Source organism: Streptosporangium sp. NPDC049248, from assembly GCF_040678965.1.
Lineage (GTDB): Bacteria > Actinomycetota > Actinomycetes > Streptosporangiales > Streptosporangiaceae > Streptosporangium > Streptosporangium fukuiense.
Genome location: NZ_JBFAQY010000021.1, coordinates 145803 through 165428, shown reverse-complemented (window position 1 = coordinate 165428; position 19626 = coordinate 145803). Strand labels below are relative to the sequence as shown.

The 19626-nt window shown below is 65.6% G+C and carries 10 protein-coding genes; 5 read left to right on the top strand and 5 right to left on the bottom strand.

Annotation, left to right across the window (positions count from 1 at the left end):
• Window positions 1-157 precede the first annotated feature (157 nt).
• The 4 genes from AB0K21_RS31220 to AB0K21_RS31205 all read left to right on the top strand — a co-directional run bounded on the left by AB0K21_RS31220 (window position 158) and on the right by AB0K21_RS31205 (window position 3418).
• Window positions 158-616 (top strand): ATP-binding protein, encoded by a 459-nt coding sequence (locus AB0K21_RS31220; RefSeq protein ID WP_364155261.1) that lies wholly within the window; start codon window positions 158-160, stop codon window positions 614-616.
• 543 nt (window positions 617-1159) lie between these two features.
• Window positions 1160-1537 carry a hypothetical protein gene (locus AB0K21_RS31215; RefSeq protein ID WP_364155256.1) on the top strand — a complete coding sequence of 126 codons (378 nt, stop codon included), beginning with the start codon at window positions 1160-1162 and terminating at the stop codon, window positions 1535-1537.
• Between the two features lie 146 nt (window positions 1538-1683).
• Window positions 1684-2292: a hypothetical protein gene (locus tag AB0K21_RS31210; RefSeq protein WP_343964003.1), complete on the top strand. Its 609-nt coding sequence runs from the start codon at window positions 1684-1686 to the stop codon at window positions 2290-2292.
• Window positions 2293-2530: 238 nt separating this feature from the next.
• The gene (locus tag AB0K21_RS31205) at window positions 2531-3418 is read left to right on the top strand and encodes an aminoglycoside phosphotransferase family protein (protein ID WP_364155253.1); all 888 of its coding nucleotides are present in this window, start codon (window positions 2531-2533) and stop codon (window positions 3416-3418) included.
• A gap of 817 nt (window positions 3419-4235) precedes the next feature.
• On the opposite strand, the gene AB0K21_RS31200 is transcribed toward AB0K21_RS31205, so the two are convergent.
• The 3 genes from AB0K21_RS31200 to gdhA all read right to left on the bottom strand — a co-directional run bounded on the left by AB0K21_RS31200 (window position 4236) and on the right by gdhA (window position 16851).
• A complete protein-coding gene (locus AB0K21_RS31200) occupies window positions 4236-4817 on the bottom strand; it encodes a hypothetical protein (RefSeq protein ID WP_364155251.1) in 582 nt (193 codons plus the stop codon).
• Window positions 4818-4837: 20 nt separating this feature from the next.
• Window positions 4838-14605 (bottom strand): DNRLRE domain-containing protein, encoded by a 9768-nt coding sequence (locus tag AB0K21_RS31195; protein ID WP_364155249.1) that lies wholly within the window; start codon window positions 14603-14605, stop codon window positions 4838-4840.
• A 902-nt stretch (window positions 14606-15507) separates the two neighbouring features.
• Window positions 15508-16851: an NADP-specific glutamate dehydrogenase gene (gdhA, locus tag AB0K21_RS31190; protein WP_364155247.1), complete on the bottom strand. Its 1344-nt coding sequence runs from the start codon at window positions 16849-16851 to the stop codon at window positions 15508-15510.
• 197 nt (window positions 16852-17048) lie between these two features.
• Between gdhA and AB0K21_RS31185 the strand changes: the two genes are divergently transcribed.
• Window positions 17049-17753, top strand: a complete 705-nt coding sequence (locus tag AB0K21_RS31185; protein WP_364155245.1) for a hypothetical protein — start codon at window positions 17049-17051, stop codon at window positions 17751-17753.
• Here AB0K21_RS31185 and AB0K21_RS31180 read toward each other — a convergent pair.
• Together AB0K21_RS31180 and AB0K21_RS31175 are read right to left on the bottom strand one after the other, a co-directional pair.
• Window positions 17693-18355 carry a response regulator transcription factor gene (locus AB0K21_RS31180; RefSeq protein ID WP_364155243.1) on the bottom strand — a complete coding sequence of 221 codons (663 nt, stop codon included), beginning with the start codon at window positions 18353-18355 and terminating at the stop codon, window positions 17693-17695. The genes AB0K21_RS31185 and AB0K21_RS31180 overlap by 61 nt on opposite strands.
• Before the next feature lie 78 nt (window positions 18356-18433).
• Complete coding sequence (locus tag AB0K21_RS31175; protein ID WP_364155241.1) at window positions 18434-19615, bottom strand: histidine kinase; 1182 nt, start codon at window positions 19613-19615, stop codon at window positions 18434-18436.
• Window positions 19616-19626 lie beyond the last annotated feature (11 nt).

Here is a 19626-nt window from a genome sequence, read left to right as displayed (position 1 = left end):
ACCACCCGGCACGGCACCGTGCAGGGCATCGGCCACCGCCACGTCCGCCTGCTCCAACGAGCCGACGGCTACGGCTACACCACCCACCCGGAAACACGGCACCGCGCCGCGTCTCCTCCCCCGCCTGGAGGCGGGGTCTCCACGCTGGAGATATCTGATGAATCCGGTGAGCGGCTTCTGGCAGGAATACCCGGATGGCGAATCCGAGGTCATCGGGAAGGCGTACCTCAAAATCGATCCGGCGTCCGCGGCAAAGGCCCGCGGGTATGTCCGGGAATGGCTCGGCGCCGCCCATCCGGCGTACCAGAACGTAAGGCTGGCGACGTCCGAGTTGGTGACGAACGCGGTTCTGCACGCCGAACGGAGACGCCCCGACGATCTGATAATGCTCACCCTCACCCGGCGGGCGGGCTCCCTCCGCCTGGAGGTCCTGGACCCGGGCGGCGGCTCCTGGGAGCCCCGGGCGCCCGGAGGCGTACCGGCCGACGAGGAGCGCGGGCGCGGCCTCGACATCGTCGACGAGATCTCCCGGCGGCGCTGGGGAGTCCGCGACCAGGGAGATCTCGGCCGTACCGTGTGGTGCGCGATCGACCAGGCGGCGCCCCCGTGCGAGTGATCGTCACCATCACCCGCGACGGGGTCAGGATCAGCACTCCCGGGCAACCGGGTGTCCTGCTCGGCTTCGACGCCTGGGAAACGTTTCTACACCAAGTCAGGAAAGGCTGGTTCGCCCCGGAGGCGGATGACAGGAGGCGGCCCGACGGCCGGATCACCTGCTGGGCGCGAGTACATTCCGCCGCATTTCCTCGAAAGAAGGCCGGCACCCCGGCCAATGACCGAACAGAGGCCACCGGGACAGTATCCTGACCCATCACGTTCGCCGCCCCAGGGGCCATGATCGGCACTTACGGTATCCCGCCGGAACCGCCTTTCACAACGTCCGCGTCGTTAATCGGCATTCTCCTCAGTAAGGGAAGCACTCGACGGCCGAGAGTGGGGCCAACGGGCCGCCCGGCTCCGTTCTGCTCTATTCCCCACGTCCGCTCATCGGACCTGGGAAGTGGCCCGCGGGATGCCAATGATCCGCAAGTCAGCCTCCAGTACCGCCGCCTAGCGTGATCGTCGGCCACCGGGGCCGACGCTCTCGGAAAGGGAAGGCATGACTGACGACAAGAAGCTTCCAAGGGCCGCCGTACTGCGGATCAACAAGTGCCTGCGGAACGAGTCGGACACGCTCGACCTGAGTCACATACCGCTGGAAACGGTGCCCGAGCAGCTACGTGAGCTGACCGGGTTGCGCGAGCTCCGCCTGTACCTCACCGGGATCCCCGAGCCGCTGGGCGATCTCACCACCCTCACCCATCTCCGTCTGGACGGCAAGCTGACCGGCCTTCCCGAATGGCTGGGCGACCTCACCGACCTCAAGCAGCTCGACGTGAGTGGCCACCGCCCGCCGCCGACGGTCCCGGACTCCCTGCGCCGCCTCGCCCGGACCTCATCACGCTGGCGCCGGTTCCTGGCGACCCTCAACCAATGACGAGCCTCTCGAACACGCCCTCACCCCGCCCCGTAAAGCGTCTCGGATGATCACCAGGATCACACAACGTATCGAATCCACCACAAAGGGTAGAACCAGGAGAAAAGGTGCGAATCGCGACACCGTGAAGTTCTCCGGGGGGGAAAATGCTTGCACGGAGTACCCGATCCCTTGTCGTCCCGGCAGCGGTACTGCTGGCCGTGGCCCTGGTGGGTGGCTGCGGCGGTGACAGGCCGACCGCCCTGAAGCCCGAAGCCGCGGTGGCCACGACCGCGCCGCCCGCCGCCGCCGAAGGCGCCCCGCAGGGCGCGGAGGCCGACCAGGAGTACCCCTCGAACGACTGCCCGGCCACCGGCAACGCCAAGAAGTTCGCCAAGACCCGCTTCGCACTGCACGCGGGCCTCGCCCTGGGAGCCTTCTACCGCTACATCTACCGACCACTGCGGAGCGGGGGCTTCAAGGAAGGGGCGGAGAAGCGGAAGCGGACCTTCGCGAAGGCGGCCGTGGCCGGTCTCTTCACCGTTCACGAACTGAAGGTCGCCAAGCGCTTCGCCCTGGCCAACCCGACGTTGTGCAAGGGCGTCACGGCGGTCACCGCCAGCTTCAGCAACCTGACCTCCAAGCTGAAGAACGGCACCGCCACCGAGGCCGACCTCAACGCCACCAAGAACTCCTTCACCGGCCTGCAGCAGCATGCGACCCAGAACGGCTACGGCTTCAAGGAGAAGAACGTCACCGTCCCCGGCGCGAGCTGAGAGCACCACCGCCTCCGAGGCCGAAAGGCCGTCGCGGGTGACGACAGAAGCGGGCGGCCGCATCGGACAGGTAGGAGTCAGTTTGGCGATTCGCACGCCGGGTGGCCAGATTCACCCGGTGCCGCCAAGGGGATCTCGTCAATTCGAGAGATCACCCTTGTCGTCATGGCGTCCCAAAACCACTTCCTGATATATCCGAGCCGCTTCAGCCCGGCCCTGTGATCGGTAGGGTCACGGCATGCAGAGCCACGACCACGCCCAGGCCGCCCACGACGCGGTGGCCGCGCACCTGCCCGGCTACCGCGTCGACACCATCACGCCGCTCGGCGAGGGTCAGGACAACCTCGCGTACGAGGTCAACGGCGAGTTGATCGTGCGCTTCAGCAAGGAGGCCGATCCCGTACGGCGTGCCATGCTCGTGGACCGTGAGGCCCGTCTCCTGACCGGTGTCGCGGGTTTCTCACCGGTACCCGTCCCCGAACCGGGGTTCACCGTCGCGGAGCAGGGCTGCCTGGCCTACTTCAAGCTCCCGGGCCTGCCGCTGCTCGGCCTGCCCCCGTCGGAGCGGCTGTCCCATGGCCCGTCGGTCGCCGCCACGCTCGGCGGCCTGCTCTCCGCGCTACACGCGGTTCCCCTCGATCGGCTGGCCGGCCTGGTGGAGGTGGACGCCCCGCCGCTGTCCGAATGGCTGGACGAGGCGAAGGAGATCTACCCGACGATCATTAAGGAGATCCCAGAAGCCCACCGCCGAACGGTGCAGACATTCCTGGACACCCCGCCCCCGGACGGCGGCTATGACCCGGTTTTCTCGCACAACGACCTGGGGATCGAGCACGTGCTCGTCGACCCGGCCACGGGTGCGGTGACCGGCGTCATCGACTGGAGCGACGCCGCGATCGTCGACCCGGCCTACGACTTCGGCCTGCTGTACCGCGACCTCGGCCCCGCCGCTCTGGAAGCCGCCCTCGGCGGCTACCGGTCCGGCGACCTCACCGCCCTACGCGAGCGCGCCCTCTTCTACGGCGGATGCAGCCTCTTGGAGGACCTGGCCTACGGCCTCGAAACCGGCCAGGACACATACATCGACAAATCCCGCACCGCGCTGGAGTGGCTCTTCCACTCGTAGGCCCCCCGACGATTTTATAATTTGGTCAGTGCGATCCCTTAGGGCCGATCTTGCAGAGATCAAGAATGCTCTGATGGTGCAGATTTTTACATTTTGAGAAAATATCAACAAAACAGATCTTCACCAAATCGAAGCCATGAGATGACACTGCGACCCGCAACCCGTTTCACATCCCATTTGGAAATTTTTCCGGCCGAGAACAGCAAATCGCCGACCATCTCCCACCAGCCGAGCCTTCAGCAGGCGGGCGCACACGAAGACATCTCAACCAAATAGCTGAACACTCGGAACTAAAAACTACTTTTACTGCCAATCGCTTTCAGTATGTCAGCCACCCAAACCAGATGGTACCCAACAACTCGAGAGTCGTCGTCCAGGGCGTCACGGATATGCCCAATTGACTCGCTCAGCTGCCCAACCGTCAACTCGGGTGGACCGTTGAACATCTCAAAGAGTCCATCGGCTGGAACCGACCAGAAATAGTCTTTATCAAAGGTGACACACTCACCCGCTGACAGGTCTAGACGATCGAGGACTGTTAAGACAATTTGCCGAAGCTCCGAAATCGATATTTCGACGGACGAATCTTCCACATCATCCTCCCATTATTTTCCTTATGTTTCCCCTAAAGGTTTGGACCTCCTTTTTGAGACGCCGAATTTGGCCAGAGATTATTTTTACAAACCTGCCGGCTCGGAGCACGCGCCAATAATCCTTGTAGACGTGTGTTCCGGAGCCGGTCTGCAACCATGACCCGGAGTGGAGTTCGCTGGTCTTCTTCCAGGTGTGAATGTCTGACGTCCAACTCGATCTTCAGTTAGGGTGCATAGTTCGTTGTCAGGGCTGACGCGAATTCACCGGGAACACCTAGTTTACGGAAGTTCGGAGTGATGTACTGGCGCAGTGCGTCGTTAACTGTCAGGAGAGGCCCATACTTCTCGCGCCATCCATCGGCTGGCACACCTTGTATCGCCGCGACTCCGATACTCCTCTCACCCCAACACCCCCACTTTCCAGAAACTCCCGTTAATGCAATGACCTCTGCCGAGAAAACGATTGCGCCGGTAACGTCACCGGAAGGTTCCTCGCTTATTAGCTCCCAGTACTCGTCCATACTTGAGGTGGTAGCTATCGAGGCTGCCGGGTACATGTTGTACTCCGGGACGTAGTACGAATCGCCATCAGGATCGAGAACCAGCAAATGGATCCAGTCATCGCCGTGTAGCTGCGCAAGAGCACAGAGCGCAGGCCAGAAATCAACGCCGAGGACCGCTTCGAACTCGCAGAAGAGCGTGGATTTAGAGGGATTCCTAAACACCATATCTGGAAGACGAGCCTCAAGGTTGAACACTGCAGCAACGCAGGTTCGGACCTCTTCATAGCCACTACGGTCGGCCACGAGTCGGCTTCGCTCCACCATCAGCCACCCAATCTGATTTTCGTATCAATGTTCTTAGATCCGGCCTTATAAAAGTCAGCCGTCCACCCATCATAGCTATTCGCACTTCCCCGAAGGACATACTTGGCGCCACCCTTCTTAAAGATGATTACCTTTCCGTCCTTGGATGCAGACCGACTCCAACCATTAGCAATGAGGTTATTGCCGAACTCCTCGTGGCCAACATCGGTCAGCGCATTTGCGTATCGACTATCCGGAGCAGTGATGTCGTCGCGCTTCGATACAGTTCGCTCGCAACCCGCTGACGTATTGTGAACGAGGACCGGGGTGATGCCGACTAGCACATAATACGTGTGGAAACCATCGACGGTGAGATTGTGGACACGCTGGTGGCCAGTCGTCCACTTTGCGATCCCCACGACCTGGAGCTGGTCACCACCGCTAGTCCGGAGCCAAGCACCGGGCTGAATTTTGGTGGCTTGAACCCAGTCTTGCTGACTGCTGACCCAGAAGGGATGCTGGTCAGTGGCGATGACCACGCCAGTGACGGTTCCCTGGTCGCCGTCGGTGTCGACGGTGATCTGGACGAGGTTCTTGCTTCCCGCACTCGTGATCAGCGCGATGACGGGCTTCGCCTCGGTTCTGCCGGTCTCTGGATCGGTGGCCAGGACAAGGTCACCCACCTCGACCTGTTCGATGGGTTTATGGGACCCATCGGCCATTAATACAAGTGTGCCCGGGACGAAACTGCTACGTTTGCATGCTGCTGTCTTGAGTGCCTTTTCGGCTTTCTGAAGTGCCTTCTGGGCCGCTCCCAGACGCTTCCTGGCCTCAAGCCAGCCCTTCATGGCCGCAACCGCACGCCTGCCGAGATCCCATACCTGTCTTCCGAGCTCGGCCAGCTTCTTCCACTTCCACGGCATGCCGTACTTCGCGGCCAGCTTGCCCACCACTCCACCGGCCAGAGAACTCAGGACGTTGAGGGCGGTTTCACTGCAGGCGTCGATGTTTCCGGTCTTGAAGCACTCGATACCGGCGGTGATGCCCAGCTCTCTGGCGATGAGATCCAGCAGCTTCTTCGCGACACCCAGGAGGGTCGCGAGGTGAGCGTCCACCGCGGACTGGGCACCTTCCACCTTGCTGGCGGCGGCGTTCTTCTTCCACTCCAGGCACTTCTTGGAGCTCTTGTTCTTGGCGCACGGATCGCCCGCGCCGCCGCCCGAGTCCATGATCGGGGCAAGACCCGTGGGATCCGACAGACCGATGGGGTTGTTGGCCGCGTAGCTGTAAGGGTTGGCCCAGTCGGGTTTGTCGAGGTTAAGCAAAGGGTCGGTGGAGATGAACTTGGCGATCGTCGGGTCGTAGTAGCGGGCCGACAGGTAGGTCAGGTCGGTGGAGGCGTCCTCGGTCTTGCCGAGGAAACCCCGGTCGGTGAAGGGAAGGTCGTCGACGCCGCGGCGCTGACCGAAGGGCAGGTAGCGTTCGCGTCTGACCTGGCCGGTGGCGTCATCGATGCCAAGCTGCTGGGAACCGTGCAGCCCCGAGGCCATCCAGGTGACCCCGTCGCCGCCGACACGCATCGCGACCGTGGCGCCGTCGATGGTCGTGTAGTAGCGGGTGCCCTTGACCTGTCCGGCGGACAGTTCCACCTCCATCGCACCGAGGTAGAGCGTGGTCTTGCCGTCGGGGGCGCGACGGATGAGACGCTCACCGGCGGCGTCGTAGACCATCGAGGTGTCCTGGCCGTCAATGCCGGCCTTCTCCAGCTGGCCCAGCTCGTTCCAGGTGAAGACGCCCTGCTTGCCTGCGACGGTGCGCCCGGTCATCTGGCCGGCGTCGTCGTAGGTGTAGGTGTCGCTGGTGCCGCCGGGGCGGTCGATGGCGGTGACCGCGTTCGGCCGGGCGCCCGAGGTCGGGTAGCGGTAGGTGGAGGTCTGGCCCCCGTCGGTCAGTGTGGTGAGGTTGCCGACCGCGTCGTAGGTGTACGACTGCCTGTAGGGGTCGATGCCCAGGTTGTCGCCGCCCGCCACCCCTCCTGCGCAGGAGGAGGCGGTGGTGGTCCAGGCACTGGACAGCCGGTGCAGGCCGTCGTAGGTGAAGCACTCCGACTGCCCCGCGGTCCCGCCCGGTACGGCCGAGGCCGCGTCCAGGATGCGGGTGATCTCACCGGAGACGTCGTAGGTGTAGTGGTCGTCCTGGGCGAGCTGGGGGGCGGTGGTGTCGGCCTTGGCCGTGGTGGTGATCCGGTTGAGCCAACCGGTCCGCTCGTCCCAGATCAGGGTGCGCTTGACCTGGCCGTTGGCACCGTAGGAGCGCTCGGTCATCCGGCCGCTGGCCGACCACCGCGTCTCCTTGACATAGGTGAACCCGCCGCCGAGGTCGGAGGTCAACCCGTTGGCGAAGCCGAGGTCGGTGAAGGTGGAGGTGACCTTCTCCTTGGGGAGACCGCCGGCTGCGGGCATCTCGATCTCGGACATGATGCCCTGGGCGTTGTAGCCGGTCTTGAAGGTGTAGTCCCCGGCCAGTTGCCCTTCCGAAGCCGGGACGGTCAGCGTGGTACCCGTCGGACGCCCGAGCCGGTCGTAACCGGTGACGGTGTCGGTGTAGGCGTTGCCACCGACGTAGCGGGTGGCGGAGGTGAGCTGTCCCTTGGAGAGGGTGTCGTACACGAAACCGGTCAGTTTCGTGCCGGTCTCCGGCTCCCCCGCCCATTGGGCGATCTGACGGCCGAGGTCGTCGTAGCTGTAGGAGACCTTCTGGCCGTTACCGTCCTTGGTCCAGGCCAGTCGTCCGGCGGTGTCGTACTTCATCTCACCGTCGCCGGAGTCAGGGTCGTGGGACGCGACGCGACGACCGAGCAGGTCGTAGGTGAAGGTACGTTCCTTCCCTGCCGCGTCAAGGATCTTGGTGAGCTGGCCGTCAAGGTCGAAGGTGTAGCCGGTGTCATGGTGGGTGACCGCGTCCGCCCACTGTTCGATCTTGGTGACCTGGTCGGCGACATCGGTGTACGTGACGGTCTTGCCGCCGGTCGGCGGCTGGACCTCGGTACGGTCGCCGAAGTGCCTCAGCACGGTGCGCCGCAGTTCGTCGGCCCCGCTGTGCTCGGTCTGGAGCACCGAACGGCCGAGGGTGTCGTAGGTCGACGCGGACCACTGGGGCACCTCGGTCAGGCGCGGGTTGAGCAGGGCGGTTCCCGGCGTGCCGGGGTTGTGGACCGGCCCGGTGGAGGCGGTGGGGAGACCTCGGCCGTCATAGGCGGTGACGGTCACGATCTGGCCGCCGACCGGTGAGGCCGCCTGCCGCTCGCGGTCCCTGCCCCAGCCGTCGACAAAGGTGTAGTCGGTCAGCCAGGTCGCGGAGGCGCCGGTGCCCGAACGCAGCCTGCTGACCGAGGTCCTGGCCGCGGCGACCGGCTGCCGGATGCCTCCGTCGTAGGGAATCGTGTAGGTGACCTTCGCCGCCGGCGTGCCCGTCTCGCTTCTGGGCTCCTCGGGGGTCCAGAGCTGGAGGGTACGGCCCAGCTGGTCGTAGTCGATGTTGAGGTCGTTGTTGTCCGCGTCGCGGATGCCCACGACCTGGCCGTGCAGGTGCGAGGTCCAGGCCGTGACCGTGTGGCCGAGCGGGTTGGTGACCTTCACCCCACCGGTCGGCCAGCCGACGGCCGGACTGTAGGCGGTGGTGGAGACCTTGCCCGCGGTGTCGGTGCTGGAGACGGGACGCCCGTAGCCGTCGTAGGCGGTCTTGGTCGTCAGATATTCGGTGGCGCTGCTGTAGGTGCGGCCCTCGGTCGGGTTGCCGGCCGAGATAGTGCCCGCGGTGGGCGAGGTCGCGCCGTCGTACATGACGACGGTCTTCTCCAGTAGCTCGCCGCTCGCGCAGTCGTCTCCGGCCCGACGCTCACCGCCCGCAGAATAATTGAGCATCCATTTGCTCACATTGCGGGCGTACGTGGTCGAGGTGCAGGTGTTGTCCTCCGCCTTGCCACGCTCACCGTAGTCGTTGACCTTGATGGGCAGACCGTCGTCGTTGTAGGCGGTCTTGGTCTCGGCGTAGCGGAAGCCGTCGGAGACCTTCTCCCTGCTGACCTGGCGGGTCTGCTCCACTCTCGCGGGGTCGTAGATCTGCGGGCCGTCACCGGTCACCACCCGCTGGTACTCGTACCGGGTCCCGGAGAGTTCCTGGTAGTTCCAACCACTTTGGGGCGCGGACAGGGTGTCGACGAACGTCACGACAAGGCGGGGCTTCACACCGGAACTCTCCGAGGAGAGGAACTCCATCGCGGTGTTCTCCCCGAAATTCAACCACTCCTGGCTGGAGACCTGCACGCCATGGTTGTCGGCGCCGTCGGCCCAGGCCTGGGCGACCGAGGTGAGCGCCCAGCTCATCAGACCGTTCGGGCGGCATTCGGTGATCGAGTCGTCCCACAGATGAGTGTCGGGACGGTAGTTCCAGGTCATCTGCCCGCTGCGCCAGCTCTCGGTAACCCTGGACACGTACGCCTTGGGATAGGAGGGGTGGCACCAGGTCGTGCTGTTGTGCATCTCCAGGCGAGCATCAAGAACCTGACGCCCTCGCAGGGCCGAAACGTCAAACTTCAGGTACGAACGGCTGTAATTGATTGTGTTCTGGCCGTTGTAGGAAGCGGACTCCCCGCCGACGGTCAGGGTCTCCTCTCCGGGCGAGTCGGGGGCGTTCCACATCGATTCGAGAGTGGTGTCGGTCACCGGCGGAAGCGCAAGGGTGATCTCGTTGCTGTCGCCCGGGCCGGGTGTGGGGACGGGCATGTCCACGCAGGGACCCATGTCTCTCCAGAAAGAGCTCTCCTCCGGTTCGACGTAGATCTCGTCCCAGTCCTCCTCGTTTTCGAAGTCGAAGTCGCGAGTCGCCTCGTAGCCCCGGTCGTTCCAGAGCACTCGTTCACCCGCTGTGGGGAACTGGCCGGCCGTCCACTCCTCAGCCGCGCAGGAAACACCGGTGGGTGTTGGGGTCGGCGTGGGAGTCGGGGTCGGGGTCGGTGTCGGCGTGGGAGTCGGGGTCGGGGTGGGAGTGGGCGTAGGGGTGGGGGTGGGGGTGGGGGTGCTTGAGGTGACGGTGACGGTGAGTTTGGGGGCGGCACCCGATGAGGTGGAACGGGACGAGGCGAAGTACCGCTCGTACACGATGCCGCTCTCGGGGTGCCCGGCGAGCTGCACACCATTGTTCGCGGTGCCATTGGCCCAGGACTGGGCGATCTGCTTGATCGTCCACGTCATGGGGCCTTCGGCGGCACAGGTACCGGGGGCGTCGTCGAGGACCGCCCCCTGGTTGGTGGTGGTGGGCTCGCTGCCGAAAGAGAGCGAGGCGGGCGCCCACGTGCCGGTGACCTGACGCGCCCGAATCCCCTGGGCCGCCGCACCACAGCCATACCCGTCAACGGAGTTGAGCGTCAGCTTCGCATCCACCACGGTCTTACCCGCCAACGCCGTGGTGTCGAACTTGAGGTAGGCCCTGGATAGGTCGACGTCTCCGTCCACGTCATAGGTACCCGCCGCGAGAAGCTCGTCGTCAGATCCCCCGAACCCCCAGTTGTCCACCGCCGCGTCAGCGACCAGCGGAAGCTGCAGCGTCTGAGTCGGCCCGCCGGTCGAGGTCGGCGTAGGTGTCGGAGTGGGATTGGTTCCTCCGGTGTAGGTGATGGTCAGCGCGGGTGGGACGCCACCGGGCCGGGTGGCGGAGTGGAAGTCGGCGACGTAGTCGGGCAGCGTCTTGGGGAGCTCGTTGTCCAGCAGGACCAGCAGTCCGTGTCCGGGCTCGCCTCCGGCCCATGCCTGGGCGATGGTGGTGACGTTCCAGGTCCAGGCGGCTCCCGAAGCACAGCTCTGGTTGAGTGCGTACCCGGTCCACGTGCTCGCGGGCTGACTGCTCCAATTGGTGCCGGATCCGGGATTTCCGACATCGAAGGGCGTCCAGGGCCCGGTGACCCGTTTGACGGCGATCTGGGGCGCGCTCGCACAGGCGGAGGCGTAGTCATTCTGTAGCCGCAGCGAGGCGGAGGACACGGTGGCGCCATTGAGGAAAGAGGTGTCAAAACCCAGGTAGGAGCGGTAGAGCCGTTTGGCTCCCGTGGTGGTGGACGTGACGAGACGGCCGGTGCTCAGGGTCCGCGCCGTGGAGTAGATGCCGCCGTCATCGGCGATCGAGGTCTCGGCTGTCACACCGAGGGTGGTGGTGGGGTCGACCGTGACCGGGTAGACCGTGGCGGGGTCGGCGAGGAACCCGGGGTCAGGTTTGATCACCAGGGTGTCGCCGGTCAGCTCCATGGAGATCGTTCCCAGACGACCGGGTGTCCTCGCCGACACCTCGTCGGTCGCGGAGTCCCGCCTGGCCGCATCTTCCTTGGCCGTCTGATCCGGCCGCTCGGCCGGAGCGGAGCGGGGCTGGGAGTCCCACATGGCCGGGGCCGAGGTCACCGCGGAGACCCTGCCATGCTTGTCGGTGAGGCGCAATCCGCCGGAGGCGTCCTTGGACAGGGTGAGCCCCTCGGCCTCGACGGCGACGTGGTACTCGACCGGCTTCTCCGGGCGCTCGCGCAGGACCACGTCGTACCGGAACCCGGTGGGCAGCGCGGTGACGACCAGGTCGGCGGCCGGCCCGCCGGCGTCGACATAGGTGGCGACGTTGCCCTCGATGTGAGGCTTGGGCAACGGAGTGGGCCAGCGCAGCCCGAAGGAGTCGCCAGGACGGCGGGTCATGGTGGCGAACGCTCCCTCCCCACCGGTGGAGATCCGTACGTCGGCCAGTGCCGTCCTGGGCCGCAGGGCACCGTCCTGCTCGACGAGTGTCGTGTCGATCGGAACCCAGACACCGTTCTGCCTCACCCGGACCGGGCCGGGCGACACTTCGGCGGTGAAGGTGCGACCGTCGGGCTGGGCATGGGTGATCAGCCGTTCCGTGGTGGCGGCGCTCACCTCGACGGCGGTACCGGTACGCCGGGCCTCGGTCAGCGCGGCCTCCCTGTCCAGTGCCGGGGCGACCGGCTGGGGTGTGGAGGGCTGGGTAGTCGTCTCCGGGCCGACAGCCGACGTCTGGGGTTCGGGCGTCGGCGTGACGGGTTCCCTTTGGGAGTCCTCCGTGCTCTCGCTCTCGGGAGAGGATTGCAGCGCGGCCGTATCACCTTCGGGAGACGGTGCCTGGGAGGTTCGCACCGACGCCGCCCTTGCCCTGGCCTTGGTCAGATGCTCGGGCAGCGCGACCGTCGCCACCCTCGCCGTACGTCCCGGCGTGCTGGAAAACGTCTTTTCGTCACCTCCGGAACCAGCACCGGACGCGTTCTGTGCGGCGCTGCGGCGCCAGGTACGCTCCTCCAGCACCTGGCCGGCCAGCCAGCGCGAATCCTGGTGGACGTTGCCCTCGAAGTCGGTGACCGTCTTGGGATTGTGATCCCTGTGCATGCCGCGGAAGAACGTGGTCGAGTTGACCGAGTAACCCTCGGGGTCGGCACCGGATCCCTTGACCGTCCGGACGGTCTCATACCCTCGGTAGTCGTTCCAGGTGATCTCGTCGATGTCGTTGGTGAGGTAGTTACGCTCCAGGTCCCAGGCGGGCTTTCCCTGGTATTCGTAGGAGGTCACCACTGCCGGTGAGCCTCCGACCATGTCCCGCTCAACGACCCGCTGGACCATCATCTTCGGATGTACGGCCATCACCGGGCGGCGTACCAGGCTTCCGAAGCCACTTGTGGTGCGCGCCCAGCCCCAGTACTGGAACTGTGGAAAGCAGTCGAACCCGGCCTCAAACCATGACCGGGTCCGCAGGCCACTGGTCGGGCAGGGGTTGACCTGGCCGTACGTCACCTCTACCTGGCCGCCCAGGCCGTTGTGCACTCTGGCGATACGCGGCAGGGCGGTCGTGTAGGACCGTTCGACGGCGTCCGGGGCATCGGCCGGCAGGCTCCCGCCGTAGAACTCGGTGCGGAAGCCGAACGACTTGACGGCGTCGAACTCCACGGCGGGGAGCCGGATCTCCCCCGTGCCCGCGGTGCCGACGGGACGGATGTAGTCCAGCCACATCGCCGGGTCGTTCGTGCCTTGGCTCGACCAGTTCCCCTTCGTCAGGTAGAGCTGGCGGAGCTGCAGCTTCGAGACGTCCTCCCAGCTCGCCTGGGCGCTCGTCCGGCTGTAGGTGCCGATCGAGTCCAGCCGCTTGGAGAGGAAGAAGACCGGTGATCCCGGCAGGCACGCGTTGCTTCCGGTCGAGCAGTCCAGGTCCGCCGGAACATCCCAGTAGGTCGTGCAGACCATGTCGTAACACTCGTGCTTCCACGAGCCTGTCGGGGTGGTCGTCGGCGTCGGGGAGGGCGGCGCCTCCGCGCAGGGATCCACCACCGGATTGGCCAGTGGATCGTCCACCGCCATACCCTCGGCGCACCGCCGCACCGAGTTGAACACGGTACGGCTGGTCGCGGCACTGCCGGAGACGTTGACATTGGCGCCCCACTGGACCTGGCTCAGGTAACCACCCCGGTCGTACTCCACCGCCACGTTGCACGGGACGTAGGCGGTGCCGTTCCAGCAGGTCTTGTACTCCTTGACGTACTGGTTGGTCTCGCGTGCCCAGGAGTACTCGGTGACGTTTCCCTTGGCGTCCACCATCCTGTCGAGATTCCACCGCCACACTCCCGTGCAGGAGGGCACCGGCTCAGGCTCGGCGGGCACGTAGTCCGCCGGCGGGTTGAGCGGCCAGCCACCGGAGGGCGGTGTCGGATATGAGTTGTGGCATGGCTCTCCGGCGTCGTCACCGATGAAGGGGATCTGCCAGCGTGACTCCCTGCCGGAGCCGAAGGTGTGCACGTCTCCCTCCTGGGTGGTGATCTGCCAGGAGGAACCGGTGCCGCCGGAGCCGTCGTCACCAAGTTGCCGGATCTTCCAGCCGAAGTCGCTCTCGGTCTTCCACTCCTCGGTCGAGCCGTTCTTCACCAGCCGCGAGGACTTGCCGTCCAGGGAGAGCACCAGCTCGGAGTTGGTCGGATCGGAGGTCGCGCTGTCGCCGTCGTTCTCGTCCGGTGACTCCCAGCACTGGTGGCCGCTGTCCTTCTGGTACGGATGCTTGGCCTCCTTGGGGAGCACGTCGGTGGAGCAGGGCCGGTAGCGGCGCTCGATGAAGCCCAGTCCCGCTACGTCCCAGCCAAGGCCCACCCAGCCCGACTGGGAGTTGGAGATCTGCGTCATTCCGTCCACGCTGGAGGAGTCGTAGCCCAGGGACAGGCCGGGCCCCTCACCCGACGGTGACGGCGGCTCCGGAAGCGGATAGGAGTAGCTGAAGGATCCCGACGACAGGCCCGTCTGCCAGGTACCGGTCGGCTTCAGGTCGGTCGCCTCGAAGTTGCCCGCCGTACCGGCCGCGGCGGTGGACACACCGGACGACATCAGCAGGTAGACCGAGCCGCCCGCCACCGTACCACCGGCGTTCTCGGTGCCGGAGGCGTCGACCTGAGCGATGATCTTTCCGGTTTCCGCGTCGTTGACGAACGGCACCTCCCTCGGACGCAGCGAGCACTCCTGCCCTTGGGGCAACCGCCCGCCCGCCGCGCACGCCGGAAGCCGGACCGCCCGCAGACGCGCGCCGAAACCGGCTCCCTGGATGTCACGGAAACCCGAGTAGTCAAAGGTCATCCAAACCGGCGCGCTCTTGGATCCGCCATCGGCTCGCGTCACCGTCGCGGCGATGCCGACCCCGCCGAGTCGCCTGGCGACCTCTGGCCCAAGCGCGTCCACCCGCACCTTGGAAACCTGTGGGGTCCGTGAATTCACCGAAGGAATCTGCGGCTTGGGAACGCTGGCCGAAAATGCGCTTTTCGACTGAGGAACAAAGGTGATCGGTGCCACCGACAGCGAAAGCTCATTTGCCGCGACCGGCTGGGAGTCGGAGAGCACCAACTCCGTTTTCCCCGGCTTGGGCCACACCGGTGGAGAGGGCTTGCCGGGGGACGGCGTATTCTCCAGCCCTTTTACCTGGGCCACGCTCTTGATCTGGCGTCCGTCGAGTGAGGGCTCGGAAGTGGAGCCCGCGACCTGCGCCGGAGGCTCCACGAACTCGGTCAGCACAATCGTTCCCGAGACCGCCAGAACGGCGACCAAACCTGTGACCACCCATGTCCGCGCATGCGAAACAGCCACCGCCACACCCTCCACAGAACATGCGAAACGTGCGGCGCCAGATGCTGCCGCTCAGGTCATAAATAAGGCATAAATAAATCCTTGTAGATCATCGGTGATGATTTTTTATTGGTCAAGATCAGATCCGTCCGGCTATGAGCACGCAGCGTGAGATGGCCGGAGAATCGAGTCTCTTGCTTTCCGTATTCGCTGATCATCTTCTTGGGACCGATTCGTCGATCAGCGAAGGGCTCCAGAAAAAGCCGGGCCGACCTCGTGTGGCGGGACTGTCACGCCGCGGCGAGGTGCCTGTTCCCCGTCAGGGAGGCCGGCGGCCTGGTGGGACGGCGCGGCCCGCTTTCCTCACGGCGTTTCCGCGGATGGGACTCGGGCTTCAGGACAACGCGTCCACGGCTCAGTTGAGGACGACGCCGGAATTCCGATACACCGGAAACACGCTCGGCCTCTGTGTCCGTGATAGAAGCGGCGCCCGGTCATGGAAGGTGTGCCGGTGACCGACGCCTTTGGCGGTCACGGCAGACGACTCGGGTCAGGGCTCAGATCAGGCCGAGGGAGAGCATCGCGTCGGCGACGCGCTTGAAGCCGTCGATGTTGGCGCCGGCCGCGTAGTTGCCCGGCATGCCGTACTCGTCGGCGGTCTTCAGGCAGCGGCCGTGGATGTCCTTCATGATCTCCTGAAGGCGGCGCTCGGAGAACTCGAAGGTCCACGAGTCACGGCTGGCGTTCTGCTGCATCTCCAGCGCGCTGGTGGCCACGCCGCCCGCGTTGGCGGCCTTGCCCGGACCGAAGGCGACACCCGCCTCCTGGAAGATCCGGATGCCCTCGGGTGTGGTGGGCATGTTGGCGCCCTCGCCGATCGCGATGCACCCGCCGCGTACCAGAGCCTCGGCGTCCTTGCCGGTGATCTCGTTCTGGGTGGCGGACGGCATCGCCACCTCGCACGGCAGCTCCCAGATGCTCCGCCCCGCCACGAAGGACACGTTGCCGCCGTGCCGCTTGGCGTAGGCGTCCATCCGGAGGTGCTCGACCTGCTTGACCTGCTTGAGCAGGTCGAGGTTGATGCCCTTCTCATCGACGACGTACCCCGAGGAGTCGGAGCAGGCGATCACCGTGCCGCCGAGCTGCTGCACCTTCTCGATCGTGTAGACGGCGACGTTGCCCGAGCCGGACACGACGACGCGCTTGCCGTCGAAGGAGGTGCCGCGTGCCTTCAGCATCTCGTCGACGAAGAACGCGCAGCCATACCCGGTCGCCTCGGTGCGGACCTGGGCGCCGCCGTAGCTGAGCCCCTTGCCGGTGATCACCGCGGACTCGTACCGGTTGGTGATGCGCTTGTACTGGCCGAACAGGTAGCCGACCTCGCGCTGGCCGACGCCGATGTCCCCGGCGGGGACGTCGGTGTACTCACCGATGTGCCGGTAGAGCTCGGTCATGAAGCTCTGGCAGAAGCGCATGATCTCGCGCTGGGAGCGGCCCTTGGGGTCGAAGTCCGAGCCCCCCTTGCCTCCGCCGATCGGCAGGCCGGTCAGCCCGTTCTTGAAGATCTGCTCGAAGCCGAGAAACTTGACGATGCCCAGGTACACCGAGGGGTGAAAACGCAGTCCCCCCTTGTAGGGCCCGAGCGCGCTGTTGAACTCGACCCGGAAGCCACGGTTGATGTGGACCTCACCCTGGTCGTCCTCCCACGGCACCCGGAAGATGATCTGTCGCTCCGGCTCGCAGATCCGCTCAATGATCTTGGATTCGGCATACTCGGGATGCTTGCCGAGGACCGGTCCGATGCTCTCCAACACCTCGCGAACGGCCTGGTGGAACTCGATCTCACCCGGGTTGCGGCGCAGGACACTGTCGTAGATCGAGTCCAGTTTTTCGTGCAACATCACTTATCTTTCTGATCGCCGGCCCACACACTGTGGTCTAGACCTTATGAGACGCACTTCTCACACCTTTCACCGGCCCATGGTGAGAACTTCTTACCCCGTGAGAGGGACCTCGGATCAGCCCGGCGACGGACGACCCGGCGGGGGCCCGCCGCCTAACTTCCTGAACTAAGCGGCCCCCCACAGGAAGAAAGACCATGTTCAAGGATTCAGCCGACTTCCGGCGCGTCACATCAGGCCTACTGCTGATCGTCGCCCCGCTGCTCCAGGCCATCGCTGTCATCCTCGATCCCGGCACCTGGGGCGACGAGCGCGAAGCGGTCAGTTTCGCGGAAAATCCCGCCCTCGCCCAGGTCCAGTCGGTGATGTACCACTGGGCCTACCTGCTGATGGCCATCGCGGTCTTCGGCCTGCTGCACGTGATGCGCCGCCGCGCGGTGGTCTTCGGCCACATCGCCGGCTCGCTCACCATCCTCGGCTACATCAGCCTGTCGGGCCTGCTCATGACCGACCCGGTGGAGTGGTGGCTCGGGCAGCGGAACACCCCTGAGCAGGCGCAGCGGATCCTCGACGAGATGCTGAACCTGCCCGGCGTCGTCTTCGGGTTCCAGATGCCCTGGCTGTTCTTCGCCATCTTCGGCCTGCCCGTCCTGCTGATCGGCGTCTGGCGGGCGGGATTCGCACACTGGTGGGTGCCACTCGTCGTCGGCGTCAGCTATCTCGCCTCGCTGGTGGTCCCGTACGGTCCGGTGACCGTTCCGATGTGGGCCGCCGCCGCGGTCGCGCTGGGCCGGCTCGGCGTCAAGATGATCCGGATGAGCCGCGAGGAGTGGATCTCCTACTACCCGACCGCCACCCCCGGCCGCACCACGCCCGACTCGTACGCGAACACCACCGCCTGAGCGCGGTCCCGCAGATGGAGCTTCATCAATACCCGTGCCACATGGGTCTTGACCGTGGCCTCACCGACAAAGAGCTTCCCCGCGATCTCAGAGTTGGTCAGGCCACGGGCCAGGGAGCGCAACACCTCCAGCTCGCGCGGGGTGAGGTCGGCCAGCTGCGGCGGGGGCGCGGGATCATGGCGGCCCGCGAAGGAGGCGATGACCCGGGTGGTGACGGCCGGGTCGAGCAGGGCGTCCCCGGCGATGACGACACGGATGGCGTCCACCAGTTGCTCGGGCGGCGAGACCTTGAGCAGGAACCCACTGGTCCCCGCGCGGAGCGCGGTGTAGAGGTTCTCGTCGGTGTCGAAGGTGGTCAGCATGATGATCTTCGGCGATTCCGGCTGTCCCAGGAGCTGCTTGGCGGCGGTGAGGCCGTCCATACGGGGCATCGAGATGTCCATCAGCACGATGTCGGGCTTGGTACGGCGGACCACGGCGATGGCCTCGACCCCGTCGGGGGCCTCACCGACCACCTCCATGTCGGTCTCACTCTCCACGACGAGTTTCAACCCGGCGCGGACCATCGCCTGGTCGTCGGCGATCACGATACGGATGCTCACTTCTTCTCCTTCTTGCCAGGCGGATCGGCGCCTGGTTCATGGTTCGGTCGGTCAACCGGCTCATACGGCCGGTTCCACTCATGCGATCGGCTCACCGGCCGGCACCTCCAGCGAGGTCGGTAGGGACGCGTGGACACGGAAGCCGCCTTCTGGACGCGGGCCGGCTTCGAAGGTGCCGCCGAAGAGCGCGACGCGCTCACGCATGCCGACGAGGCCGTTGCCCGTCGACAGCGCGGAGAACGTCTCGCCGTTCCCGCTCCCGTTCGTGACCTCCACCTCCACGGAGTCCCGGCGGTAGGAGAGCATGATCCGGATCTCGGACTCTCCGGCGTGCTTGACCGCGTTGGTGAGGGCCTCCTGGGCGATGCGGTAGACCGACAGATCCAGCCCGGATGCCAGCCTCACCACCTCCCCCCGTACGTCGAGGGTGACCCGCAGCCCGGAGGAGGCGAGCGAGTCCACGGTTCCGGACAGTAGGTCCAGGCCGGGCTGCGGGATGCCCTCGTTCAGTGGCATCCGCAGCGCACCCAGCATGACGCGCAGTTCCTCGACCGCCTCGCGCCCCATCCGTTCGATGCCCAGCAGTGTCTCGTCATCTCCGCCTCGCGAGCGGCGGAGCGCCCCGACCCGCATGACCATCATGCTGACGCTGTGGGCGACCACGTCGTGCAGCTCGCGGGCGATGCGCGCTCTCTCCCGCGCGACGGCCTCGGCGGCCTCGCGTTCCCTGTCACGTTCCAGGTGAACGGCCTGCTCGGCCAGGCGGTATGCCCGAGCGACGTGGGCATGCAGGGCGAGGCCGGTGAGGTAGGCGGCGCCGAAGAGGACGATCAGGAAGACGACCTCCGCCAAGGGGAGCCGGCGGTGGTCGACGGCACCGGAGGCGAACACCAGGATGCCGGTGACGGCCCAGGCGAGCCCGGGTCTGAAGGGGAGCTCGGCACCGACGGTGTGGAAGACGATCAGCAGGGAGGCGAGCTGCCAGGTCTGACAGTGTTCGTACCCCTGCCGGTACCAGACGTACTGAGCGATGATCATCAGGATGAACACGGCGACCGGCGACCGGCGCCGGAACCACACGAGCACGCCGGTGACGAGCGCCTGGCCGACCCACCACAGCTCGGTCGTCTCGGTCACGCCGTACTCGGGGGCGACGGTGAACGCCTCCAGCGTGCCGAGGGCGACGATCGCGACGCCGATCAGCAAGTCGGGCTTCGGCACCGCGCGCAGGCGCCGAAAAGAGGAGAGGAGAACCGCCATGCGGGGAGACT